21 protein-coding genes are annotated in these 23,452 nt (G+C 63.4%); 10 read left to right on the top strand and 11 right to left on the bottom strand.

Annotated elements, in window-relative coordinates:
* Positions 1-108 precede the first annotated feature (108 nt).
* The 4 genes from BGI01S_RS14090 to BGI01S_RS14075 all read left to right on the top strand — a co-directional run bounded on the left by BGI01S_RS14090 (position 109) and on the right by BGI01S_RS14075 (position 4,609).
* Positions 109-2,010 (top strand): feruloyl-CoA synthase, encoded by a 1,902-nt coding sequence (locus BGI01S_RS14090; RefSeq protein WP_042326374.1) that lies wholly within the window; start codon positions 109-111, stop codon positions 2,008-2,010.
* A 42-nt stretch (positions 2,011-2,052) separates the two neighbouring features.
* Positions 2,053-2,937, top strand: coding sequence for an amidohydrolase family protein (locus BGI01S_RS14085; RefSeq protein ID WP_042326373.1), 885 nt, complete (start codon positions 2,053-2,055; stop codon positions 2,935-2,937).
* A gap of 134 nt (positions 2,938-3,071) precedes the next feature.
* Positions 3,072-4,118 (top strand): phytoene/squalene synthase family protein, encoded by a 1,047-nt coding sequence (locus BGI01S_RS14080; RefSeq protein WP_042326372.1) that lies wholly within the window; start codon positions 3,072-3,074, stop codon positions 4,116-4,118.
* Positions 4,119-4,360: 242 nt separating this feature from the next.
* Positions 4,361-4,609 carry a hypothetical protein gene (locus tag BGI01S_RS14075; protein ID WP_042326371.1) on the top strand — a complete coding sequence of 83 codons (249 nt, stop codon included), beginning with the start codon at positions 4,361-4,363 and terminating at the stop codon, positions 4,607-4,609.
* 303 nt (positions 4,610-4,912) lie between these two features.
* Here the strand turns inward: BGI01S_RS14075 and BGI01S_RS14070 are convergent, their stop codons facing one another.
* The 7 genes from BGI01S_RS14070 to BGI01S_RS14040 form a co-directional block, all read right to left on the bottom strand.
* Positions 4,913-5,230, bottom strand: a complete 318-nt coding sequence (locus BGI01S_RS14070) for a DUF4148 domain-containing protein (protein ID WP_042326370.1) — start codon at positions 5,228-5,230, stop codon at positions 4,913-4,915.
* A 237-nt stretch (positions 5,231-5,467) separates the two neighbouring features.
* Positions 5,468-6,160: a hypothetical protein gene (locus BGI01S_RS14065; RefSeq protein ID WP_042326369.1), complete on the bottom strand. Its 693-nt coding sequence runs from the start codon at positions 6,158-6,160 to the stop codon at positions 5,468-5,470.
* Positions 6,160-6,642, bottom strand: coding sequence for a glycoside hydrolase family 108 protein (locus tag BGI01S_RS14060; protein WP_042326368.1), 483 nt, complete (start codon positions 6,640-6,642; stop codon positions 6,160-6,162). Before BGI01S_RS14060 ends, BGI01S_RS14065 begins: the two co-directional genes overlap by 1 nt.
* Positions 6,643-6,695: 53 nt before the next feature.
* Positions 6,696-8,144: a tetratricopeptide repeat protein gene (locus tag BGI01S_RS14055; protein WP_042326367.1), complete on the bottom strand. Its 1,449-nt coding sequence runs from the start codon at positions 8,142-8,144 to the stop codon at positions 6,696-6,698.
* 390 nt (positions 8,145-8,534) lie between these two features.
* Positions 8,535-9,398 carry an ABC transporter permease gene (locus BGI01S_RS14050; RefSeq protein ID WP_042326366.1) on the bottom strand — a complete coding sequence of 288 codons (864 nt, stop codon included), beginning with the start codon at positions 9,396-9,398 and terminating at the stop codon, positions 8,535-8,537.
* Positions 9,399-9,414: 16 nt separating this feature from the next.
* Positions 9,415-10,209, bottom strand: coding sequence for an ABC transporter ATP-binding protein (locus BGI01S_RS14045; RefSeq protein WP_007178237.1), 795 nt, complete (start codon positions 10,207-10,209; stop codon positions 9,415-9,417).
* A 40-nt stretch (positions 10,210-10,249) separates the two neighbouring features.
* Complete coding sequence (locus BGI01S_RS14040) at positions 10,250-11,269, bottom strand: ABC transporter substrate-binding protein (protein WP_042326365.1); 1,020 nt, start codon at positions 11,267-11,269, stop codon at positions 10,250-10,252.
* Positions 11,270-11,494: 225 nt separating this feature from the next.
* On the opposite strand from BGI01S_RS14040, the gene BGI01S_RS14035 reads away from it, so the two are divergent.
* Both BGI01S_RS14035 and BGI01S_RS14030 read left to right on the top strand, forming a co-directional pair.
* On the top strand, positions 11,495-12,172 hold the full coding sequence (locus tag BGI01S_RS14035) for a response regulator (protein ID WP_042326817.1): 678 nt from the start codon (positions 11,495-11,497) through the stop codon (positions 12,170-12,172).
* A complete protein-coding gene (locus tag BGI01S_RS14030; protein WP_042326364.1) occupies positions 12,162-13,556 on the top strand; it encodes a sensor histidine kinase in 1,395 nt (464 codons plus the stop codon). The genes BGI01S_RS14035 and BGI01S_RS14030 overlap by 11 nt, the downstream gene beginning before the upstream one ends.
* Before the next feature lie 143 nt (positions 13,557-13,699).
* Here the strand turns inward: BGI01S_RS14030 and BGI01S_RS29575 are convergent, their stop codons facing one another.
* The 4 genes from BGI01S_RS29575 to BGI01S_RS14015 all read right to left on the bottom strand — a co-directional run bounded on the left by BGI01S_RS29575 (position 13,700) and on the right by BGI01S_RS14015 (position 18,600).
* Positions 13,700-13,978: a transposase gene (locus BGI01S_RS29575; protein WP_157004171.1), complete on the bottom strand. Its 279-nt coding sequence runs from the start codon at positions 13,976-13,978 to the stop codon at positions 13,700-13,702.
* Between the two features lie 410 nt (positions 13,979-14,388).
* The gene (locus tag BGI01S_RS14025; protein WP_042326363.1) at positions 14,389-15,657 is read right to left on the bottom strand and encodes an isoprenylcysteine carboxylmethyltransferase family protein; all 1,269 of its coding nucleotides are present in this window, start codon (positions 15,655-15,657) and stop codon (positions 14,389-14,391) included.
* Positions 15,658-15,746: 89 nt separating this feature from the next.
* Positions 15,747-17,342 carry a collagen-like triple helix repeat-containing protein gene (locus BGI01S_RS14020; RefSeq protein WP_084585368.1) on the bottom strand — a complete coding sequence of 532 codons (1,596 nt, stop codon included), beginning with the start codon at positions 17,340-17,342 and terminating at the stop codon, positions 15,747-15,749.
* Between the two features lie 421 nt (positions 17,343-17,763).
* A complete protein-coding gene (locus BGI01S_RS14015; protein ID WP_042326813.1) occupies positions 17,764-18,600 on the bottom strand; it encodes a DNA-binding transcriptional regulator in 837 nt (278 codons plus the stop codon).
* Positions 18,601-18,847: 247 nt separating this feature from the next.
* Between BGI01S_RS14015 and BGI01S_RS14010 the strand changes: the two genes are divergently transcribed.
* From BGI01S_RS14010 to BGI01S_RS13995, 4 genes are read left to right on the top strand one after another with little or no spacing between them, the layout of a single operon-like run.
* A complete protein-coding gene (locus BGI01S_RS14010) occupies positions 18,848-20,698 on the top strand; it encodes a bifunctional 3-(3-hydroxy-phenyl)propionate/3-hydroxycinnamic acid hydroxylase (RefSeq protein WP_042326362.1) in 1,851 nt (616 codons plus the stop codon).
* Between the two features lies 1 nt (position 20,699).
* Positions 20,700-21,650, top strand: coding sequence for a 3-carboxyethylcatechol 2,3-dioxygenase (locus tag BGI01S_RS14005; RefSeq protein ID WP_042326361.1), 951 nt, complete (start codon positions 20,700-20,702; stop codon positions 21,648-21,650).
* A gap of 18 nt (positions 21,651-21,668) precedes the next feature.
* On the top strand, positions 21,669-22,478 hold the full coding sequence (locus BGI01S_RS14000; RefSeq protein WP_042326360.1) for a 2-keto-4-pentenoate hydratase: 810 nt from the start codon (positions 21,669-21,671) through the stop codon (positions 22,476-22,478).
* Between the two features lie 24 nt (positions 22,479-22,502).
* Complete coding sequence (locus tag BGI01S_RS13995; protein WP_042326359.1) at positions 22,503-23,444, top strand: acetaldehyde dehydrogenase (acetylating); 942 nt, start codon at positions 22,503-22,505, stop codon at positions 23,442-23,444.
* Positions 23,445-23,452 lie beyond the last annotated feature (8 nt).

Here is a 23,452-nt window from a genome sequence, read left to right as displayed (position 1 = left end):
AGCGCCCGACGCCGTCGCCAGACGGCGCGGGCACCTTTCCGGCAACTATCTTGCATGGGACCGGAGTCGGCGCTCAAGCGCCGGCTCCGATCGACAAGGAGACAGGCTTTGCATTCCGAGCCGACACAATCGAACACCCCCGCCGCGCCGACGCAGTATCGCGCGACGACGATCGGCGCTTCGTCGCTGCATGTGCGGCGACATGGCGACACGTGGTATCTGCACGCGCTTGAGGCGCTCGGCGAGCATCCGCAGCGGATGACGGAGCGGCTCGAAAGCGGCGCACACGAGCATCCCGAGCGCTGGCTCGCGGCGCGTCGCGGCAGCGACGGTCAATGGATCGGCCTGAGCTACGCGGATGCGTTGCGAAGCGCACGCGCGATTGGCCAGGCGCTGCTCGCGCGCAATCTGTCCGCCGAGCGCCCAATCGCGATTCTGTCGGGCAACGATCTCGAGCATCTGCAACTCGCGCTCGGTGCAATGTGGGCCGGCATTCCGTACGCGCCGATCTCGCCGGCCTATGCGCTCGCGTCCGGTGATTACGGCAGGCTGCGCCACACGATCGACGTGTTGACGCCGGGGCTCGTGTTCGCTAGTTGCTACGACACGTTCGCCACCGCGATCGACGCAGTCGTGCCGGCCGATGTCGAAGTCGTGTGCGCGACGTCGCCGCGTGATTCGAAAAACGCGCGCCAACTCACCGCGTTCAGCGAACTGCTGCGTACCACGCCGACCACGGTCGATGCCGTGCACGCGGCGGTGAGTCCGGACGCGATCGCCAAATTCCTGTTCACGTCGGGGTCGACCAAACTGCCGAAGGCGGTGCCGACCACGCACCGCATGCTGTGCAGCAACCAGCAGATGCTGCTCGAAACCTTCCCCGAGTTCGCGCAGGAGCCGCCGGTTCTGGTCGACTGGCTGCCCTGGAACCACACGTTCGGCGGCAGTCATAACGTGGGCATCGCGCTTTATAACGGCGGCACGCTTTATATCGACGACGGCAAACCGGTCAACGGCAAGTTCGGCACAACGCTGCACAACCTGCGCGAAATCGCGCCGACCATCTACTTCAACGTGCCGAAGGGCTGGGAAGAACTGACGATCGCGCTGGAGCAGGACGAGCAGTTGCGCGCGACGTTTTTCTCGCGTGTGAAGGTGTATTTCTTCTCGGGCGCGGGGCTTTCGCAAGCGGCGTGGGACCGGCTCGAACGCGTCACCGAACGCTACTGCGGCGAGCGCATCCGCATCATGGCCGGACTCGGGATGACGGAGACTTCGCCTTCGTGCCTCTTCACCACCGGGCCGGTCATGCGCGCGGGCTACGTGGGCTTGCCCGCGCACGGCTGCGAGGTCAAGCTCGCGCCGGTCGGCGACAAGCTCGAAGCGCGCTATCGCGGTCCGCACGTGATGGCCGGCTACTGGCGCGCAAACGCAGCGGAGTCGAACGGCGCGTTCGACGAGGAAGGCTACTTTTGCAGCGGTGACGCATTGCGCTTCGTCGACCCGTCACGGCCCGAGTTGGGGCTGCTGTTCGACGGCCGCATCGCGGAGGACTTCAAGCTGAGTTCGGGCACCTTCGTGAGCGTCGGGCCGATGCGCGCGCGCGTGATTTCCGAAGGCGCGCCTTATGTGCAGGACGTGGTGGTTGCCGGCATGAATCGCGACGACGTGAGCCTGCTGGTGTTTCCACGGCTCGACGATTGCAGGCGCCTCGCGGGCCTGTCCGCGTCGGCGAGCGCGCGCGAGGTTGTCGATGCGCCCGCCGTGAGAGCGCATTTCGCCGCGCTGCTCGACACGCTCAATCGCAGCGCGACGGGCGACGCAACCACCATCGCGCGCTTGCGGCTGATGGACGTCGCGCCTTCGCTCGACCTCGGCGAAGTCACCGACAAAGGCTCGATCAATCAGCGTGCGGTGTTGACGCATCGCACCGCGCTCGTCGAAGCGATGTACGACGTGGCGCGGCGCGATCCCGCAGTGATCGTCGCGAGCGCATGTGGCGCGCTGTAACTCGCGAGCCCGCGCTCTGTGAACACCAACAGGAAGCCGTAGATGAACCTCGACCCACTCGTCGCGATCGACACGCACGTTCACGCGGAAGTCTCGTGTTGCCAGCCACCGGATCTGTTCGGCAAGGAATTCGACGACGCCGCCGACAAGTACTTCGGCACCGTGCTGAAGCTCGGCAGACGGCCGACGATCCCCGAGACCATCGCGCACTATCGCGAGCGGAACATCGGCTTCGTGATGTTCACCGTCGACTGCGAGGCGAACCTCGGCCGCCGGCGCATTCCGAACGAGGAGATCGCTGAATTCGCGCAGAAGAACAGCGACATCATGATCGCCTTCGCCAGCATCGATCCGCACAAGGGCAAGATGGGCGTGCGCGAGGCGCGCAAACTGATCGAAGAATACGGCGTGCGCGGCTTCAAGTTTCATCCGACGATGCAGGCGTTTTTCGCCAATGACCGCCTCGCGTATCCGCTCTACGAACTGATTGCCGAATACCGGCTCACGGCCGTCTTTCATAGCGGCCATTCCGGCATGGGGTCGGGCATGCGCGGCGGCGGCGGGTTGCGGCTGAAGTACTCGGAGCCGATCCATCTCGACGATGTCGCCGCCGATTTCCCCGATATGAACATCGTGATCGCGCATCCGTCATGGCCGTGGCAGGAGCAGGCGTTGTCGATCGCATTGCATAAGCCCAATGTCTACATCGATCTGTCCGGGTGGTCGCCGAAGTACTTTTCGCCGGAGTTGATCCGTCACGCCAACACGGTGCTGAAGCGGAAAATGCTGTTCGGCTCCGACTTCCCGTTGATTCAGCCCGACCGCTGGCTGGACGATTTCAGGCAGGTCGGTTTCAGGGAGGAGGTGCAACCGCTGATCCTCAAACAGAACGCGATCGGCCTGCTGGGGCTGGGCGCTCAAGCGTGAGCGCAAGCCGCTGACCGACGCCGGTGTGGAGCGAGCGCGCAAACGCTCCCGCATGGCAAAGGCGCTTGCCGTATACAATTCGGCAGCGCCGGCTTTTTGCCCGCTTTTTGCCCCATACCGACCAGATCCCATTCATGCCGAATCCGACCCGGGCCTTCCTTCTCGGCCCGCTCCTGAAAGGCGTTTCACGCTCCTTCTATCTCACGCTGCGCGTGCTGCCCGCCGGGATGCGCGATCCGATCGGCCTCGCGTACCTGTTGGCGCGCGCCGCCGACACGATTGCCGACACGTCGCTGATTTCGCCCGAGCAACGCCTCGCGCTGCTGCTGTCGCTGCGCGAGCAGGTGAACGGCGCAACGGACGACGGCACACTGCTGCGGCGCACGGCCGATGAAGTAGCGGGTCAGCAAATCCAGTCGGATGAGAAGGTGCTGCTCGAATCGCTCGGCCCCGCGCTCGACGTGTTGCGGCAATTGAGCGAAGCGGATCGTGAGGCCGTGCGCGGCATCGTGTCGACGTTGACCGAAGGCATGGAGTTCGATCTGCGCACGTTCCCTGACGAGCGCTCCGGTCAGATCGCGGCGCTCGCCGAGTACGACGATCTCGACCGCTATACCTATCTGGTGGCGGGCTGCGTGGGCGAATTCTGGACCACGATGACCTATGCGCACATGCCGGGGACGCTGAAAGAGCGGCCCGACACGATGGCGCGCCGTGGCGTGCGGTTCGGCAAGGCGCTGCAGATGACCAACGTGCTGCGCGATTGCGGCAAGGACTTGCGGATCGGCCGCTGCTATCTGCCGCAGGGCATGCTGGATCGCCACCGGCTTGATGCGCAAGACCTGCTGCTGCCGGCTAATTCGCTGCGCGCGCGGCCGCTGCTGGTCGAGCTTCTGCGCAAGACGCTCGATCATTTCCGTGAGGCTTTGGCTTACACGCTGGCGATTCCTGCGTTTTCGGTGCGCTTGCGTCTCGCATGTTTGTGGCCGATTCTGATCGGCCTGGAGACGCTGTTGCTGCTGGTGGATAACGACGCGTGGCTCGATCCGCAGAAAGTGTCCAAGGTTCGGCGCAACACGGTGTATCGGATCATTGCGTCGTCGCTCCTGCTGGTGCCGTCGAACGCCCTCGTGCGCAACGCGGTCGAAAAGCGGATCGCGCGGATCGAAGCGCGGCTTTGAATCTTACCGGGGACGTCGCCGGCTATACGTCCGCGCGGCATACGCGCTGTTCGAGCAGAACGGCACGCGGACGCCACGCAGGCTCCAACAGTGCAGCCTCCTGCGCGCAAAAGCCGCATCGGCGTCCCACATGGCAGTACTACCCGATTTAATCTGCATCATTGAATAGCGACCAATCGGGAAACCCCTAGGACCGTGCGTCTCCGGTTCGCGTTAGTCTCTTCCAAAAGAGGAGGCGACCCATGAGACAAGCGTTCAATATTGCCGTGGTGCTGTTGCTCGGATATCTGATGGCGGATAGGGCCTTGATGCGTGCGCAAGCCGGCGAGGTCGGGACGATCACGTGTCACCAAGGTGCCCAGCTGGTCAAATCGAACGCGTTGAAGAAGGGGTTTGGAGACGTCGGGGCCAGCAGTCAGGGCGAAAATTTCCTGTCCAGCTGTCTCGTCACGGGCCGTGGTCAAGTGGGTGATCTGGTCGCGCGCGATTGATTGATGCATTCGCCCGCGTTGCCGATTGAGCGACGGCACAGAAAAAGCGCCCAGACCTTGAAGGTCCGGGCGAAGTCATCGGGAGCCGATGACGGAGGTAACGAATACAGAACTGGCCCGCGCTCGGGGACACCCGGTCGCGGGCCAGTTCATTTGAATCGGGAGCGCGTTGGATCAACGCGCTGAGCGGCGGGTCGGCGTACTGCGGCATCGTGTCCGTGGATCATGCCGCCGATAATCGAGCGCCGCTGATCGACTGCTTAGTGCCCGCTTGCGAGGCCTTATTGGCTTCTTACCAGCCTATTACTGGCCGAAGTAGATCGACTTCTGGCCGTTCGTCGTTACCGCACGACCCGATTGCGACGAGCCATTTGCCGCACCGCCGAAGCCGCTGGTTGCCGCTTGCGCGGTACCGTTTTGCGCATCGACACGAGCTTGCGCGGCTTGAATGTCAGCCGGATAGTGCGGGTCGGCGTGACCCGGGTGATAACCGGCGTTTTCGAGTTGGATCAGTTCGGCGCGCACCTGGGCGCGGGTTGCCGGCTGGTTGGACTGCGCAAACGAAGCGACAGGAGCGGCCAGCACGGCGGCGATAACAACAGCTTGAATGAGCGATTTCATGATGAACTACCTCCAGTTCGGATTTTGTCTTGCTGCGAACGTTGTTGTTCGAAGTCAGTGATTACATTGTAGTTTTGCGATCTGGAGAGAGTAATGCCCGTCTCAGCTATTGTTTGTTGTTGGATTTGAGACAAATAGCGGGAACTTCGTCGACGCATCTTCTTTAACCGGCAAGACCCAAAGCACGCAGTGAGCTGTCATCTCCCTGCGCGCTTTGCGTAAGCGACAGACGGTTTGTCAGCTGCCCGAATAGATCGGACCCTGTCCGCCAGGCGTGAACGCCTGGAGTACGTCGTGAGTCGACGGAGCCGGCGCGACTTGCCCACGTGCCGCCGATGCCGAGGCGGGTTCACGCAGCGTGAGCGAGCTATCCGGCGTGATGGGCACGCTGGGCTTGGCGAGCAGTTCGGTTTTCCGCATCGATCCAACCGATGTGCCGAAGTAGTAGCCGATGATGCTGATCCACGCGGTGCCCAGCGCGCCGACAATCACGTTGACGAGGTCCTTGTTGGGCCCCGGCAACGGCTGGAACGCCATCAGCATCAGGATGCCGAAGAAGCCCGTGGTGACCGCCATCGCGAGAACTTTGGGCACCCAGTCGCGATTGGTGGTGCCCATCGCGCGCGCGTTGGCCCGATCGTCGGCTTCGATACGCGCCATATCGGTTTCGTGCGCGAGTCGCGCTTGCGCCGCTGTCACGACCAGTTGCTGCAATTGCAGCGAGTTCGCGCTCTCGGCCTGCCGGATTTTTTCGAGCGCGCCGGGGTCGTTCAACGCCGGTTCGACGAAGGCCGGATCGCTCGGCGTGCCGAGCGCATGCGAAATGATCGACGCGGCCGCCGTCACGCCCAGTCCCACCGGGCCGCCTACGAGCCCGGCGAGAAGCGGGGCGGTGCTGCCAATGTTCGATGCTACTTTTGACCAGTCCATCATGCTGCTCCCAGAAGAAGATTGGCGGCCATCCGTTCGGTCCATCCACGGCTGAAGTGAGGCCACGTGTGAAGGTTGCGTAGATAACGCAGGCGGTAGGCAGCGAAGCGCATGACGAACTTCATCGGGTCGGCGCTCCTGACCGCGTCCAGGGTGTCCTGGCCGAACTTGCCGTCCTCTTTCGCACCGGACGCCTTTTGCATCCACAACACGACGAGGCCGCCGTTGTAGTTCGCGTCGAAGATCTGGAAGGCCACGCGCGGATCGAGGTCGTCGAGATGCAATGGGTCCCAGTACTTCTGCTTGGCAATCTGCTTCGCGGTTTCCAGTGGCAGGTCTTTCATCGCGCCGGTATAGCCCTGGCTGCGCGCGACGCGGGCCGTCACGCCCCACATCGTTTCGCCTCCCGGATCGGCGGGATTGAACGAGTAACCGCCTTCGTTTCCGATCAGAGCCTTGAATGCGTCTTCAAAGTTGTCCATCGACTTCTCCTCTTCAACTGTGTGTACGACAGGAACATGGGGTGCTTGGGCGGTTACGCTTCGGCGAGGGGTGGTACTTCACGTGATGCTTGCAACGGAACAGCGGGGCGCGGATTCGAAACAGGTCTGGCTCGGGCGTCAGGCGTGGGCGCGGGCGTTGGCGTATCCGGCTTGCCGCCGTCCTCGACGATGTTGGCAAGCCGCGCGAGTTGGCTCTCGTGCGCGGACAAGGCGCCCGCGTCGCGTTGCAGCGCCTCTGCATACTTGCGCGACGCGCCGCGCAGGTCGCCCTTGTGATCGAGTGCACGGCCCAGCTCCGCGTAGGACGGTGCAAGATCGGGCCGCAATGCGATGGCGCGCGAGAGCTTTTCGATTGCGTCGTCGTATCGGCCGACGCTGACGAGCGCTTCGCCCCAGTCGTGCAGATTGTCGACGGAGTTCGGGTTCATCCCGTTGGCCTTCTTGAACGCCTCGAGCGCTTCGTTGTTGCGATTCGCGTGCAACAACACGTCGCCGAGAAGACGCAGGTTTTCGGCGGTCTTCGACTTCTCGCTCGCGCCGGCGCGCAGTGCTTCGAGCGCATCGTCGAGGCGGTCCTGCTGTGCCAGTGCACGGCCGAGACTCGCGTGCAAAATCGCCGAATGCTGGTAGACGGTCAGCGCCTCGCGGGTTTGCTGCTCCGCCTCCTTCGCTTTCGATTTCCCTTGATCGGCGAGCAACCACGCTTTGCCTGCGAGCGCCCATTCCGCTTGCTCCGATGCGGGCTGTGCGAGTACTTCGTCGTAGATCGCGACGATCTCGTTGTAGTCGCACTGCGCGAGCGAGCATTTGGTTTTTCGGACCTGCGTATAGAGATGACTGGCGAGCACGTTCGGTTCGGCGAGCCGCATCGCCTGGCTGGCGATCTCGTGCACGAACTTGTCCATGTCATGTCCTTCGAACGACACGATGCTCTCGTGCGAATCAAACGGGCCGCCTTCTATTTCCACATGGGCAATGTAGGAGTCCACGCGGTCTTTCGCTTCCGCGACGCCGACGTGAACGATGACGTCCGTGCGCCCCGTGACGCCTTTGATGAAGCGGACCATCGACGCATACGACATCTCCTGGCCCGGAATCTGGATGTCGGGTTGCGCGCCGGTGTCGGCCACCGTGTCGTGAGGAATGGATTCGGCATCCTGAGCAATATCACGCATCGAAGACAGGATTCGCTCGGCGAGAAAGCTCGACGTGTAGCCGCGTTCCGAAAGCGATTGCGGGGTTTCGACGGGCGGCACCAGCAATTGGCGATTGAGCACGCCGCGCGCGACGAGGCACGAGAAACCGATGGTGAGCACCAGCAGCACCCACGGCAACAGATACGGCCATATCTGCTTCGGCGCACGGCCGATAAAGCCGGCGGCGCGCCCGAGCGGAGCGAATCCCGCGAAGCCGCGACGATTGCGATGCGGCGCGGCGCTGCCCGGACGGAACGACCGGCGCTGACTATGGGTACTCGACATGATCCACCTCGTTTCAAGCGTTGTTGGGCACTGCGCGACTTGACTGGGCGCAATAACGCATCGACCGTGCCATCAGGCGCCGGCCCTTGTCGGAGGGGCGTGCGGGGTTAGCGCACAGGTCGGGAACGCGAAGGGTGTTGTGCGCGGACCAACGTATTGCCGCTTGAAAGTTGGTCGGCGGGGGACATCGCGTGGAGAAGGTCCACGCAAGCAGGAGCGAGTGATAAAGGAAGCTCGGCTGTGACAGAAGTCGTCAACACTTCCTGATTTGAGAACGAAGCAGCCGCGGTGTTATTCAAGCGACGCTGCGACATAAAAAAAAGCCGCTCAGTCCCGGACTGAACGGCTTTGACCTCTGCCGCGTGTTTTACGCGGCTTTTCACGCTTCGCTCAAACCGCAGCCGGCCGCCATTTCAACAAACGGCGCTCGATAGCGGTCAACAGATAGTCGGCGGCGAGCGCGACCACGGCCAGCACGATCATCGCCGCGAACACGCCGCTTGCGTTGAACGCGCCTTGCGCCGTCGAGATCAACAGACCGATGCCTTGTTTCGAGCCGAGAAACTCGCCGACCACAGCGCCGACCAACGCAAAGCCGAAGCTCACGTGCAGGCTGGCGAGAATCCAGCTCAGCGCCGACGGAATCACCACCGACGTCGTCACCTGACGACGCGACGCGCCGAGAATCTGCGCATTCGCGATCATGTAGCGATCGGCTTCGCGCACGCCCTGGAACGCGTTGGCGAACACGACGAAGAACACCATCACCACCGCCAGCGCCACCTTCGACGCCATGCCGAGACCCAACGCAATCACGAACACCGAGCCGAGCACCACGCGCGGAATCGAGTTGGCGATCTTGATGTAGAGGCTGAACACATCGGAGAGCAGCTTGTTGCGGCCGAGCACGATGCCGCAGAAGATCCCCGCCACGGAGCCAATGATGAAGCCGAGCCCGGTTTCTTCGAGCGTGACCCACACCTGCGTAAGCAACGGACCTTGCGACGTGCCGTTCACGAACCAGTCGACGATCTGATCGAAAATCGCGGTCGGCATCGAAAAGAAGAACGGGTCGATCCACTTCAGGCGCGCGGACAGTTCCCACCCGCCGAGCACGACCACAAGCACGACAATGCGCAGCGTGATCACCAGCGCGTGACGTTGCCGGATGCGTTTCTGCGCGACGCGTTCGACCTGCGCGAGCGACGCGGCGTCGATGCCCGACGGCATCATCTGTTGAGACGTAGTAGACATGTTTGCCGTTCCTTGATTAACCGATCTGCACTTCTTCGCGCAGGTCGTGCCAGATGTCGCGCGAGATTTCGATGAAACGCGGGTCGTAACGCACTTCCGACGTGACACGCGGACGCGGTAGGTCAATCTCGTACACCTTCTTCAGCGTCGCCGGGCGCGCGGTCAAAACGAACACGCGGTCCGCAAGCGCAATCGCCTCTTCGAGATCGTGCGTGACGAACACCACCGAGCCCGCTCCTCCCCACAGTTGCAGCAGTTCATCCTGCATCAACGTGCGGGTTTGCATGTCGAGTGCCGAGAAGGGCTCGTCCATCAGCAGGATTTCCGGCTTGTTGATGAAGGTCTGCGCGAGCGCGACCCGCTTGCGCATACCGCCCGACAGTTGATGCGGATAGTGCTTGCCGAACTTGTCGAGCCCCACGCGGCGCAGCCATTCGTTGGCTTCGTCGTACGCGGCCGACTTCGAGCGGCCGCGATACAGCGGACCCGCGGCCACGTTGTCGAGCACCGAGCGCCACGGGAACACCGCGTCGGCCTGGAAAACGAAGCCGATGCGCGGGTCGATGCCATCTACCGGCGCGCCCATCACGCGCACTTCGCCGGTGGTGGGCTTCAGCAGGCCGGTAATCATGCTGAGCGTGGTGGACTTGCCGCAACCCGTCGGACCGACCACCGCGACGAATTCGCCGCGCGCCACCGACATGCTGAAGTCGCGCAACGCAATCGTCGCCTTGCCGTCCGGCGAGATGAAACGGCACGACACGTTGCGCATCTCGATCGCTGGCGTATCGCGTGACATGGGTTGATTCATCGGCTGATGCCTCGCTGTTCTCGTGATGTTGAAAAAAGCCTTATTTCGCGGCGGTTTTGACCGGCGCCGACAAGTAGTCGTTGCTATAGGTCCCGGCGAGATCGATGTGCTTGCCCTTCACCGAAGGATTGAAAGCGGACAGCACCTTCAGCACGGTATCGGGACCATCGGCAGGCATCTTGCCGTCCTTGGTGAACATCGGCAGCGACGCCTTCAGCGCGCCGACATACAGGTCCTTGTTGTTGCCGTAGTAGTCCTTCGGCATTTTCGCGGCGATCTCTTCCGCGCTGTGCGTCGAAATGAAGTTCAGCGTCTTCGCGAAGGCGTGCGAGAGCTTCGCGGCGTCGTCCTTGTGCGACTCGGCCCACGCGCGCTGTACGTAGAAGCTCGAAGCCGGATACGTACCGCCGAGCGCTGCGCGCGTGCCTTCCAGCGTGCGCATGTCGACCAGCACCTTTGCGTCGCCGGTCTTCAGCAGTTGCGAGACGGTCGGCTCCGTCGTCATGCCGGCGTCGATACGGCTTTGCTTGATCGCGGCGATAAAGCTGTTGTCCGCGCCGACCGGCAGCAGCGTGTATTGCGTGGACGGCACGCCCGCGCGTTGCGCGAGGTATTGCGTGAGGAAGCTGGTCGACGAGCCGAGGCCGGTCACGCCGAGCGTCTTGCCCTTCGAATCGGCCATGCTTTTGAACGTGCCAGCCGCTTTGGTCGAGACCATCTCGACTTCGCCCGGCACCTGGCCGAAGATCACCAGCGCCTGAACTTCCTTGCCCTTGCTTTGCAGATCGATCGTGTGATCGTAAAAGCCGACCACGCCTTGCACCGCGCCCGCGAGCAGTTCGTTTTCCGCGTCGACGCCCGCCGGTTGCGAGAGGATTTCGACGTCGAGGCCTTCGTCCTTGAAGTAACCGAGCTGTTCGGTGAGCTTGGCCGGCAGATAGATGATCTTGGTGGCGCCGCCGACCATGATCGTGAGCTTCTCGGCGTGCGCGGCAGCCGAAGCGGCCGCGAGAGTGAACGCAACACCTGACACGGCAGCAATCTGGCGCAAGGTACGCATGAAGCAGTCTCCTTAGGTTTGGTCGCCACGGACATGGCACGCGGCGCTTTCTGGATGAATGACGGCGATTATAGAAATCGGAAACCTTCGGCCAGCTTTCTGAGCCGCGGCAAAGTATGAGTGTTAACCCCGTGCTCGGTGGAAACCCCAGCGCGGTTCTGCTGCAAATGCGCAAACCCCGTGTTTTGCGGCACAATCGACGGCCTGACTTTTGCCGTTGCCGCCATGAAGCTGCTGCTCATCGAAGACAATCCCACGCTATCGCACTGGCTCGCCAAAATGCTGGAGCAGGAGTCGTTCGCACTCGACGCGGTGCAGGACGGCGACGCGGCCGATCAACTGCTGCGCACCAATCACTACGATGTGATCCTGCTCGACCTGAATCTGCCGAAGCTGTCCGGCAAGAACGTGCTGCGCCGTTTGCGTCAGCGCGGCGATGCGACGCCGGTGCTGATTCTGACCGCGAGCGGTTCGATCGACGAAAAGGTGGAGCTGCTCGGCGCCGGCGCGGACGACTATCTCGTCAAGCCCTTCGAAGTGCGCGAGCTGATTGCGCGGATCAAGGTGGCGATCCGTCGTCAGTCGCCATCGAAAGCGAGCGAGGTGGTGTGCGGCGATCTCGCGTTCGACATCGACACGCGTCAATTCACGCTGAAGGGTGCACCGCTGAACGTGACGCCGCGCGAGCGCTCGGTGCTCGAAGCATTGATTCTGCGTCTCGGCAAAACCGTGACGAAGCCGGCGCTGGTCGACGCGATCTTCACGCTCGCGGACGAGCCGAGCGAAGACGCGGTCGAAATCTACATCTCGCGGTTGCGCAAGAAACTCGATGGCAGCTCGGCGGCTATCGTCACGTTGCGCGGGCTCGGCTATCTGCTGCGCAAGAAAGACGATGACCAATAGTTTGCGGATGCGCCTGTTGTGGTGGCTGCTGGTGCCGCTCGCCTTATACGTGTTCGTCACCGGCAAGGCGGAATACGACAACGCGCGGCGTACCGCCGATCTCGTGCAGGACAATCAGTTGATCTCGTCGGCGCGCATGATCGCCGGCGAAGTGGAATGGGTGGACGGCTTTCTGCGCGTCGACGTGCCGCCGGCCGCGCTCGAAGTATTCGTGTCGCCCTATCGGGATCAGGTGTTCTACAGCGTGCGCGTCGACGACGGCCGGCTACTCGCCGGCACGCCGGATTTTCCGCCGCGTCCGCTGCAAGCGTCCGATATGCCGGACCATTACGACACCGAGTTGCATGGCCAGCCGGTGCGCGCGGTCGGCCTCGTGCGGCAGATGTACGACAATGGCGCGACGCGCCGCGTGTGGGTCACGGTCGGGAAAACGGTGCGTTCGCGCGACGCGATGGCCCAGCAATTGTGGCAGCCGCAACTCGTGCGGCAGATTGCGATGATCGCGCTCGCGGTAGCGTTGGTGTGCATTGGATTGACCTTCGAATTGCGGCCGCTGATGAAAGTGAAGGAGGACGTCGCCGATCGCGATCCGATGCAGCTCGAACCGATTCGCGTCGAGCGTCTGCACACCGAATTGCGGCCGATCGTCGAAGCGATCAACCAGTGCATCGCGCGCCTCGGCGTGCAGGTGGCGGCGCAGCGGCGTTTCATCGCCGATGCCGCGCATCAGTTGCGTACGCCGCTCACGCTGCTCGGCACGCAATTGCAATTCGCGCGGCAGCAGGATGGCATCCATCCCGCGCTCGACGAAGCGCTGGCCGCGATGCATCGTAGCAATCGTTCAATGGTGGGCCTCACCAACAAGCTGCTGTTGCTGGCGCAGGCCGAGGCCGCCGACAACACGCAGCTCGCCGCGGAAACTGTGGACCTGGTGCCGCTCGCAATGGAAGTCGTGGAAGATCTCGCGCTGCTCGCGCAGGCAAGAGAGATCGATCTGGGCGCCGAACTGAACGGCGTCGCGCCGGTGGCCGGACATCGAGGACTGCTTCAGGCGCTGATCGCCAATCTCGCCGAGAACGCGATTCGCTATACCGGCCGCGGCGGCCACGTCACGGTTGCCGTTAATGCCGACAGCGATACCGTCACCGTGAGCGTACTCGACGACGGACCCGGCATTCCGGCCGAGTCGCGCAGCCGCGTGTTCGAGCCGTTCTTTCGCGCGTCGACGGATACCGACGGTACGGGCCTGGGCCTCGCTATTGTGCGTGAAATTGCCGACGCCCATCACGGCGTAATCGCGCTGAAGCCGGGCGTGGGCGGCAAGGGCGTACACATCGGCGTGACGTTTCCGCGCGTAGTGGAAGAACTTCGCGCGGTGATTTAGGCTTGCTACGCCGCTGATAACGATGAACCCAACGAGTGGCGGAATGCGAAATTAAAACGGGAACACGCGGTGGAGAATGCACTTTCATCTCACGGCGCGCATCTCAATCGATACGGTATCCAAAGTAAATTTCATTGTTTGAATCAGGCGCTGGAACACTCCAGATCTTCTGCAGGAAGAAGCTCATTCACCTGTTCCAGCACGCCCGTCTTTTTCCACATCATGTAGCGGAGATAGCAGGTCTGCTGCGGAGGGAACGTTGCCGGCAATCTATGCCACTTCTCTTTTCTTTGTTGCAACCAGAGGATCGCATTGAGAATCTCGCGATCGCTGCGACGGGGCCGCCCTCGCGTAGAAGGAGGTTCTGGGAAAAGGCACTGGACGCGGGCCCAATCCGCGTCGGACAGAGGAAGTTGAAGCATCGGCTGCCTTGAGTGACTTGTGGGAATGCGCAGTCGTTACGTGCTGCGCTGGAGCGGATACTAGTCAAACTTTTTCGCCTGGTCAAATGCTGATAGCGCACTGCGCTTCAATGCAAAACATCTCTCCTGTCGGCCTTTCTATGATTGCCCCACACGGACTTCTGCTTCGGTCAACTTGACCGACTTTCGATTGCGCGCGCGCCCCGGTCTGCGAATTTGCGGGCAATGTTACATGGCGTTGACGCTACGTAACACGCGATCGGAAATCGAGGCGTAAAGCGGAGGCGTCGGTCTTCATTCAGTACATGAAGCATCGATTGGGGGAGCCGGTGAGTTCTCTGGCGGAGTCCGGCAAGTATGTTCTCGCTACGCCGGCAGGTGTGGTTGCTCTTCCGACCCAAGCCAAGCTCTTACCCAACCACCCGCGAGATCTTCGCAAACATCCCATTTCTTGCAATCCATTCGGCGTAAGCCCGATACTCCGGATCGTTCATCAAATGTCTTTCTTCTGTTTTGGCGCGAATGAAATAGAGTAGATTCACAACGACGAGCGACGCGCAATGCATGGTCGCCACATGGAAGCCCAGCGGTTCGATAAACGGCACGGTGATCATCCAGTACGACAGATTCTTTGCGATGTACGCGGGATGTTTGGTGAAACGATAAGGCCCGGATGTGATGATCCCGCGATTGGTCAGGTTAGAAAACCGCAAGCCGAATGAGATCGTCGCAAGCGCATAGCACAGCAGCAGCGCGACGATGACCGCACCCCAGATGATCCGCACCACAGGTAGCGAACTAAGCCAGCCGTCCCAGAACACCGAGCCTTCATAGTGGATGTACTGGCTTGAGATCAGCGACCAGAACGGCTGATAGCAGATGATCGCGACCAGCCAGCCAAGCGTCGTCGGTTCCGCACTGCGCACGTGGCTGTCGAGAATGCGCAACGTGCACAGATAGCCGACCGTACCGAACATCAAGTCCATCGCGAACGACAGGTCGTACATGAAGCGGAACGTCGCGAGCGAAAACGGCGCGTTCAGTGCGCTCGTCAGCGACGCGTTGAGATGGTCCGCGTTGGTCGACAGATAAACGATCATCAGCGGCAGGAAGAACGCCTTCACCATCCAGCCGGCCATCAGTCCACGGACGGGGCGCCAATTCGCCGGACGCTCGCCGCGAAACAGCAGCCGCGCCCAGAGAAGGTACGCGTCGTCGACTTCGCGCTGATGCCGGTCCATCCATGCAAAGTAGAATGGCGCGGCGATGAACACGCAGGGCGCGAGCGTGCGGAGCAAAGTCCAGAACGGTTTGTAGAACGCGCCGTGATATTCGGGCAGCAGCCAGTAGAGCAGACCGATGCCCGCATATACGGACGCCAGCGCGGCGAGTCGCATGGCGACGCGCGCGATGCTCAGCGGCCGCATCGCGCGGCTCGCAAGGCCGGCGCTTGGGCGCAGATAGACGCGCGCGACGAACAGTTCGTACACGGCGATGGTCGCGATGATCGCGAGACACGCGACGGTGCTGCGCGCCGCACCATCGATCGCGGTGGCGTCGCGCAACAGCCAGAGCGTGAACAGGCCGGCGGCAATGCCGAGCAACCCGATCGAAAATGGCGTCGCGGAACGCGGCCGCGGATCATGCACGCGCGCGACGGTATCGAAAGTGGAGTTCATGTCATCCTCGTTGTCATGACATAGAAGCGGCCGGGCTGTTGATTTTTTGAGGCCCGGCCGCTGAACTGAAGTAACGCTTGCGTGATGCTTTACTTGCCGGCCGCCGCTCCGCCGCCGAGCAATCCGCCGACAAGGTTCGTTACCGGCGTGAGCGGATTCTTGCTAGTCGAGCTGTTGCCCGAACCGCTGGCCGTGCCGCCGGTCAGGCCGCCGAGGAGACCCGCCAGCGGGTTGGCCGCTGCGCTGCCGCTTTGCGACGTACCGGTGCTGGTGGGGGCGCCCGCGCTGACGCCGCCGGCCACGGTGACCGTCAGCGAGCCGGCCAGGTTGGCCACCGGCGCGAGCGGGCCGCCCGTAGCGTTCGTGCCGCCCAACGAACCGACCTTGCCGAGCAGTCCAGTCAGCGGCGCAAGCGGACCGCCGACACCGCCCGTTGCGCCCGTCCCACCCGTCCCGCCGATGCCGCCGATGCCGCCCAGCGAGCCGAGATTCCCGAGCAGTCCAGTCAGCGGCGGAATCGACACGGCGCTGCCGCTCGTGCCGCCGCTCGTGCCGCCGCCAAGGCCGCCGAGCAGACCAGTGATCGGCGCAAGCGGATTGGTGGTCGCGCCGGTGAGCAAGCCGCCCGTGCTGGTGACGGTCTTGCCCAACTGGCTCACGATGCCGCCGACGTCCTTGCCGACCTGATCGCCGGTGGCGTTCGATACCTTCGTCCCGGCCGCGTTGAGTCCGTTGCCGAGCGCGCTGAGCAGGTTGTTAACCGGCGCGCCGAGCCCGGTGACGTTGCCGACCGTTTGCGTCGTGTTGGAGACGGCGAGGGTGATCGGGTTGATCGCCGAACTAAGCTGCGTTTCGATCTGCTGAACCGGCGCGCTGCTGAGTGCCTTGTTCAGGCCGGAGCCGACGGCGGTGACACCCGCGCCGACGTCGTGGACGACGCCGCCCAGCGGCGTCGTCACCGGCGCGAGCGGGGCGAGTGGTCCGCTGCCGAGACTCGACACGACGGCGCCGACCGATTTGACCGCGGAGCCTGCGTCCTTGACGAGACCCGAGGTGGACGTCAGCGTCGGGTCGAGCGGATTGGCCGAACTGCCCAAGGCGCCGAGACCGGCTGCCGCGCCATCGCCGAGCGTCTTCACGCCGTTGCCGAGGTCGGTGACAGCCGCGCCGAGGTTGCTGGTCGTCGCGCCGTTGACGCCGGGGATCGATGTGCCGGTGACCTTCGTGCCGGTATCCGCGACGGTCGTGCCGACAGCGGTGATGAGATTGCTGGCTTGGGTGACGATGTTGCCGACGGGGGTGGAAGAGGTACCGGACGTACCCGAAGTACCCGAAGTACCTGAAGTACCTGAAGTACCCGAAGTACCCGAAGTACCCGAAGTACCCGAAGTACCCGAAGTACCCGAAGTACCCGAAGTCCCTGAAGTCCCTGAAGTCCCTGAAGTCCCTGAAGTCCCTGAAGTCCCTGAAGTCCCCGAAGTCCCCGAAGTCCCCGAAGTCCCCGAAGTCCCCGAAGTCCCCGAAGTACCCGAAGTGCCCGAAGTGCCCGAAGTCCCGATCGCACCCGACAGCCCGCCTCCGCTAACCCCGGAGCCCGGGGTATTGAGTGACGATCCGCAACCGTAGAGGGCGAGTAGTGTAGACGTCGCAACAGCGATGGCTGTCCGACCGGCGAATTTCTGCATGATGTCCCCGTTGAACGACTATGGTGAGGTCATCAAAGCAAGTCGTACGCCAATATGATTTATTGCATGAAAAATGCAAATGAAAAAATATCAAACGAGTGAATCTTGAATAACGAAAACTTAACGCGGAGAAAATGGCTAGTGCCGGAGGCCCGCGCGATTGTGTTCCGGCCGCGTGCTACGTAACGCCCGAGTCACACGTAACAGCGCGAAGCCCCCGCAAAACGCGCCGCAAACTTCGCCGGGCGCGGTCCGCCTCTCTGGTTGCCTTGCTCGAAGCATCGATGCGTCGGCCTCGTTGTGGAGCACGCGTTGCTGTCTTAGCGGACCTCGGCGAGGACAGACAGCGCGGCCACTGGTCGTACCAGATTCGCATCGCTTCGCCCGCTTGGATCGCGCGCCGCGCACGCTTGCAGAGGCCTCACGACTTCCGCTCCCGCCCCCCGCGTGATTTCCCTTTGCCGCCCGTGGACGCTTGCGCCTCCAATCCCTCGATCATCTCCCGCGCCGCCGTCTGAAGCTCAGGCACGAAGCGCCGTTTGGCTTCCGCGAGCGTGACCGCGCGCGACAAAAACACGACGTTCAAACTGGCCAGCACGCGCTGCTCGGACTTGATCGCGACGGCTACCGCGCCGATCTTGCTTTGCGCGGACCAGTCGCCATGATTGGAGCCGAATCCGTCGGTGCGCACGCGCCGCACGAGACTGCGGATTAACGCGTCGTTCGACGCGAGCGCTTTCTGCTCTTCGCCGCCCGCGCCCGAGCGCAGCAGGTCGAGAATGTCCTCGCGCTCGCCGTCCGCACACATCGCGAAGTACACGCGCCCCGCCGCAGTGAGCAGAATCGGCAGACGGCGGCCGACCATCGAACGGTGAAACGACAACGTGCTGAACCGGTGCGTCGTCTCGCGGATGATCATCGCGTCGCCGTCCGGCGTCGTCAGATCCGATGGCCACGCGACGCGCTGAAGCAGCCGCCCCATGATCGGCGGCGCGATCGTCGCGATTCGTTCGTCGTCCGTAAAACCTTCGCTTAGCGCACGCACCTTCAGTGTCAGCCGGAAACTGTCGTCCGATGCGCTGCGTCGCACGAAGCCTTCTTCCATCAGCGTCTCCAGCAGCCGCCGTGCGGTGGTGCGATGCAGGCCCGTCAGCTCGCTGATCTGCTGGCTCGTGGCGCGGCCGCTGTCCATCGAGTTGAGTGCTTGCAACACCTGCAGCCCGCGCGAAAGACCTCTGACACTCGTGTATTTGGTCACCTGAAATTCCAATTAAATCAACCATGTGCATTCTATGCACAATTTGCACAATTTGTTGAGCGAGCAGGTGGGCGGTCCTAGACTGCGAACAAATCAAACGATTCATGGAGACGCAAGCAGTTGTCCGTGCGCGAGTTTCTCGCTGCGGCCCCGGGCGGTTCCCGCTCGCCGCGCTCCCTGACTATTTCGACCCGGTTCGTTATCTGAAGCGAAAGCGGTTTGCGCCGCGCGCGAGAAAGGAGACAGCATGCCCCCACCTCTTGATCCGGTGGCCGCTCAAGGTCACACCGAGACTTTGCAAACCGACGTGGCGATTGTCGGCGCCGGTCCGGTTGGTTTGATGATCGCCAACTATCTCGGCTTGCAGGGCGTGCGCGTCGTGCTGCTGGAAAAACTCGAACAGATTATCGACTATCCCCGCGCCATCGGCCTCGACGACGAAGCGCTGCGCGTGTTCCAGTCGGTCGGCCTCGCCGACGCGCTGTTGCCCCACACCACGCCCGATCACTGGATGCGTTTCGTCACGCACACAGGCCATTGCTTTGCATCGATCGAACCGCGTACCGACGAATTCGGCTGGTCGCGCCGCAACGCTTTCATTCAACCGCTCGCGGATCGCGTGCTGTTCGAAGGTCTGCGGCGCTTTCCGCACGTCCAGACGTTGTTCGGCAACAGCGTCAGCGCATTCGCGCAGGACCCGACCGGCGTCACGATCGAAACCGAAGACGAGAAGGGCGGCCGTCGCACGATCCGCGCATCGTATCTAGTCGGCGCGGACGGCGGCAACAGCTTCGTGCGACGCGTGCTCAACGTGCCGTTCGAAGGACGGACCAAACCGAATCAATGGATCGTCGTCGATGTGCGCAACGATCCGATCGGCTCGCCGCATGTCTACATGCATTGCGATCCGAAGCGGCCGTATGTGTCGGCCGCGTTGCCGCACGGCATCCGCCGCTTCGAATTCATGGTGATGCCGGGCGAGACCGAAGAAGAGTTGTCGAAGCCGGAGAACATGGCGGCGCTGATCCGCAAGGTCGTCGCCGATCCGGAGAAGGTCGACTACATCCGCAAGCGCGTCTATACGCACAATGCGCGGCTTGCCAGCCGCTTCCGCGTGGACCGCGTGCTGCTGGCCGGCGACGCCGCGCACATCATGCCGGTGTGGCAAGGGCAGGGTTACAACAGCGGCATTCGCGACGCGAGCAACCTCGGCTGGAAACTCGCGATGGTGGTCAAGGGTCTGGCCGGCGACGCGCTGCTCGACACGTACACCGCAGAGCGCCGCGCGCATGCCCGCTCGATGATCCATCTCTCCGAAGTGGCCGGCGACATCTTCGCGCCGACGAGCCGCTTCGGTATCAGGTTCCGTGACGCTTTCGTGCGCACGTTCAACCTCTTCCCCGCGGTCAAGCGCTACTTCGTCGAAATGCGTTTCAAGCCGATGCCGCGCTACGAAACGGGCGTGGTGCTGCTCGCACGCAGCGAGCGCAAGCATGGCTGGCTCGCGCGCGTGCTGGAAAGCTCGGGCCATTCGGCGCCGGGACGTCTGCTCGGGCTGATGAGCGAGAAGCGCGAGTCGCGCCTCGGCCGTCTCGCGTACGGGCGTGATCCGCACTGCCATTCGCCGGTGGGTCGCATGTTCATCCAGCCGCGCGTGCGCACGGTGGCGGGCGACGTCGTGCGTCTGGACGACGTGCTCGGCAACCGCTTCGCGATTCTCGGCTGGGGCGCCGATCCGACTTTCGGTCTGACGCCGGAAGCACGCGAAATCTGGCAGCGGCTGGGTGGCTGCTTCGTGGTCGCGAAGCCCGATACGCAACTCAGTTTCCATGACGACGTCCCCGCCGGCGTGATCGCGATCGGCGACGCGAATGGCCGCATGAAGGACTGGTTCTCGCGCGTGCCGGAGTCCGTCGTATTGCTGCGCCCCGACCGATTCGTCGCGGGCATGTGCACGCCGCAGCAGGTGTCGTCGCACATCGTCGAGCTTGCCGCGAAGCTCAACCTCAAAGCGGCCGGGCGGCAGAGCGTCGCCGCTGTCGTCAACGAACCGGCTGTGACGCGCGACAGCGTCGCAGCCGTCGCCACTGGAGCCTGATATGCCGCTGTTACTGGAATGCCTGTCGCACTCGCCGCTCACGGGCTATTACGATCCCGCGCCCGAAGTGATCGCGGAAGTCGCGCAGGTTCACGCGGCGGCGCGTGCGCGTGTGACCGAGTTCGATCCCGAACTGGTCGTCGTGTTCGCACCGGATCACTACAACGGTTTCTTCTATGACCTGATGCCGCCGTTTTGTATCGGCGCGGCGGCCAGTGCGATCGGCGACTTCAAGAGTCTGGCCGGACCGCTCGACGTGCCCGCCGACATCGCGCTCGAACTCGCGGAAGCCGTGCTGGATAGCGACGTCGACGTGGCGGTGTCGTACCGGATGCAGGTCGATCACGGTTGCGCGCAAGCGCTGGAGTTGTTGACGGGCAGCCTCGACCGTTATCCGGTCGTGCCCGTGTTCATCAACTCGGTGGCGCCGCCGATGGCTTCGTGCCGCCGTGCGCGCCTGCTCGGCGACGCGCTGGGCCGCGCGCTCGCGCGGATGGACAAGCGCGTGCTGGTGGTCGGTTCGGGCGGCATCTCGCACGAGCCGCCGGTGCCGGAACTGGCGGGCGCTAACGAAGAAGTCGCGGAGCGGTTGATCGCCGGGCGCAATCCGTCGGCCGAATCGCGCGCGGCGCGCCAGGCGCGTACGGTCGCGGCGGCGCGCGCGTTCACGGCGGGCGACAGCCGTCTGCATCCGCTCAATCTCGAATGGGACCGGGCGTTTCTGAAGCTGCTCGAAGACGGCGATCTGAAGGCGCTCGACGGCTTGACCGACAGCGCGATCACGCGTGCCGCCGGCAAGTCCGCGCACGAGATCCGCACGTGGGTCGCCGCGTTCGGTGCGCTGAACGCGGGCGGCCCGTATCGCGCGACGCTCGACTACTACCGGCCGATCCCCGAGTGGATCGCGGGCTTCGGCGCGATGCACGCGCATCCCGTCGGCACCAACGTCTAATCGAACGAGGAAATCGACATGAACAACCTCAGCAATGCCGAAGCACTGGCCCTGCGGCTGCGCGAATCCGAACGCACGCGCCGGACCATCGCGCCCTTGCGCGACGACGCGAGCTTCGCCGCTTTGGCCGATGCCGCCGACGCCACGCAACTCGCCTACGCGGTGCAACAACTCAATGTGGCCGCGCGCGTCGCGGCGGGCGAGCGGATCGTCGGCCGAAAGATCGGGCTCACGTCGCCGGCCGTGCAGCGCCAGCTCGGCGTCGACCAACCGGATTTCGGCGCGCTGTTCGCATCGATGGCGTACGGCGACAACCAGCCGATCCCGCTCAGCGAACTGATCCAGCCGAAGGTCGAGGCGGAGATCGCGCTGGTGCTCGAGCACGATCTCCTGCACGAGCGCCACACGTACGCCGATCTGATCCGCGCGACCGCCTATGCAGTCGCGGCGATCGAAGTGGTCGACAGCCGCATCGAGGGCTGGAATATCCGCTTCGTCGATACGGTCGCGGACAACGCGTCGAGCGCGCGCTTCGTGCTCGGCAGCCGCCCGGTGCCGTTGCGCGACGTCGATCTGGCGGGCTGCGCGATGACACTGTCGAACGATGCCGAAGTGTTGTCGCGCGGCACCGGCTCCGCGTGTCTCGGCAATCCGTTGAACGCGGCAGTGTGGCTCGCGGATCGCATGGTCCAGCTCGGCACACCGTTGCGCGCCGGCGATGTGTTGATGACCGGTGCGCTCGGCCCGATGGTCGCGGTCACGCAACCGGGCATTTTCAGCGCGCAGATCGGCGGGCTCGGCAGCGTCCGCGCGACTTTTTCCGCATAAGCAAGCACTCGATTGAGGACTGAAATGGCAAGCGAAAAACTCAAGGCCGCGATCATCGGCTCGGGCAATATCGGCACCGATCTGATGATCAAGATCCTGCGTCATGGCAAGCATCTCGAAGTGGCGGCGATGGTCGGTATCGACGCCGCCTCCGACGGCCTCGCGCGCGCCGCGCGCCTCGGCGTGGCGACCACGCACGAAGGCGTCGAAGGGCTGACGCGTCTGCCGGTGTTCGATGAGATCGACTTCGTGTTCGACGCGACGTCGGCGGGCGCGCATGTGAAGAACGATGCGTTCCTGCGCGCGTTGAAGCCCGGCATCCGTTTGATCGACCTGACGCCGGCGGCGATCGGCCCGTACTGCGTGCCGGTCGTCAACCTCGACGCGCAGCTCGACGCGCTCAACGTGAACATGGTCACGTGCGGCGGCCAGGCGACGATCCCGATGGTCGCGGCCGTGTCGCGCGTGGCGAAGGTGCACTACGCGGAAATCGTCGCGGCGATCAGCAGCAAGTCGGCCGGTCCGGGCACGCGCGCGAACATCGACGAATTCACCGAGACGACCTCGAAGGCGATCGAAGTGGTCGGCGGCGCGGCGAAAGGCAAGGCGATCATCGTGCTCAATCCGGCCGAGCCGCCGGTGATGATGCGCGACACCGTCTACGTGCTGTCCGAGGCTGCGGACCGCGCGAAGGTGGAAGCGTCGATCGAAGCGATGGCCGCCGCCGTGCACGCGTACGTGCCGGGCTACCGCCTCAAGCAGAAGGTGCAGTTCGACGAGATCAGCGCAAGCGCGCCGCTGAACATTCCGGGCCTCGGCAAATTCAGCGGCTTGAAAACCTCGGTGTTCATCGAGGTCGAAGGCGCCGCGCATTACCTGCCTGCATACGCGGGCAATCTCGACATCATGACTTCGGCCGCGCTCGCGACGGCGGAGCGCATGGCGCAATCGCTCGTGCAGGCATAAGGGGACTT

The organism is Paraburkholderia ginsengisoli NBRC 100965 (genome assembly GCF_000739735.1).
GTDB lineage: Bacteria > Pseudomonadota > Gammaproteobacteria > Burkholderiales > Burkholderiaceae > Paraburkholderia > Paraburkholderia ginsengisoli.
The sequence above is the reverse complement of the archived record's forward strand: the minus strand, read 5'-3'. Positions and strand labels throughout refer to the sequence as shown.

Coding starts and splice junctions, on each gene's coding strand:
- BGI01S_RS14075 (WP_042326371.1), top strand. CDS start 4,361: ATGAGACAAGCGTTCAATATTGCCGTGGTGCTGTTGCTCGGATATCTG.
- BGI01S_RS14060 (WP_042326368.1), bottom strand. CDS start 6,642: ATGGACAACTTTGAAGACGCATTCAAGGCTCTGATCGGAAACGAAGGC.
- BGI01S_RS14035 (WP_042326817.1), top strand. CDS start 11,495: ATGAAGCTGCTGCTCATCGAAGACAATCCCACGCTATCGCACTGGCTC.
- BGI01S_RS14085 (WP_042326373.1), top strand. CDS start 2,053: ATGAACCTCGACCCACTCGTCGCGATCGACACGCACGTTCACGCGGAA.
- BGI01S_RS14055 (WP_042326367.1), bottom strand. CDS start 8,144: ATGTCGAGTACCCATAGTCAGCGCCGGTCGTTCCGTCCGGGCAGCGCC.
- BGI01S_RS14050 (WP_042326366.1), bottom strand. CDS start 9,398: ATGTCTACTACGTCTCAACAGATGATGCCGTCGGGCATCGACGCCGCG.
- BGI01S_RS13995 (WP_042326359.1), top strand. CDS start 22,503: ATGGCAAGCGAAAAACTCAAGGCCGCGATCATCGGCTCGGGCAATATC.
- BGI01S_RS14065 (WP_042326369.1), bottom strand. CDS start 6,160: ATGGACTGGTCAAAAGTAGCATCGAACATTGGCAGCACCGCCCCGCTT.
- BGI01S_RS14000 (WP_042326360.1), top strand. CDS start 21,669: ATGAACAACCTCAGCAATGCCGAAGCACTGGCCCTGCGGCTGCGCGAA.
- BGI01S_RS14030 (WP_042326364.1), top strand. CDS start 12,162: ATGACCAATAGTTTGCGGATGCGCCTGTTGTGGTGGCTGCTGGTGCCG.
- BGI01S_RS14070 (WP_042326370.1), bottom strand. CDS start 5,230: ATGAAATCGCTCATTCAAGCTGTTGTTATCGCCGCCGTGCTGGCCGCT.
- BGI01S_RS29575 (WP_157004171.1), bottom strand. CDS start 13,978: ATGCTTCAACTTCCTCTGTCCGACGCGGATTGGGCCCGCGTCCAGTGC.
- BGI01S_RS14045 (WP_007178237.1), bottom strand. CDS start 10,209: ATGAATCAACCCATGTCACGCGATACGCCAGCGATCGAGATGCGCAAC.
- BGI01S_RS14010 (WP_042326362.1), top strand. CDS start 18,848: ATGCCCCCACCTCTTGATCCGGTGGCCGCTCAAGGTCACACCGAGACT.
- BGI01S_RS14080 (WP_042326372.1), top strand. CDS start 3,072: ATGCCGAATCCGACCCGGGCCTTCCTTCTCGGCCCGCTCCTGAAAGGC.
- BGI01S_RS14040 (WP_042326365.1), bottom strand. CDS start 11,269: ATGCGTACCTTGCGCCAGATTGCTGCCGTGTCAGGTGTTGCGTTCACT.
- BGI01S_RS14025 (WP_042326363.1), bottom strand. CDS start 15,657: ATGAACTCCACTTTCGATACCGTCGCGCGCGTGCATGATCCGCGGCCG.
- BGI01S_RS14005 (WP_042326361.1), top strand. CDS start 20,700: ATGCCGCTGTTACTGGAATGCCTGTCGCACTCGCCGCTCACGGGCTAT.
- BGI01S_RS14020 (WP_084585368.1), bottom strand. CDS start 17,342: ATGCAGAAATTCGCCGGTCGGACAGCCATCGCTGTTGCGACGTCTACA.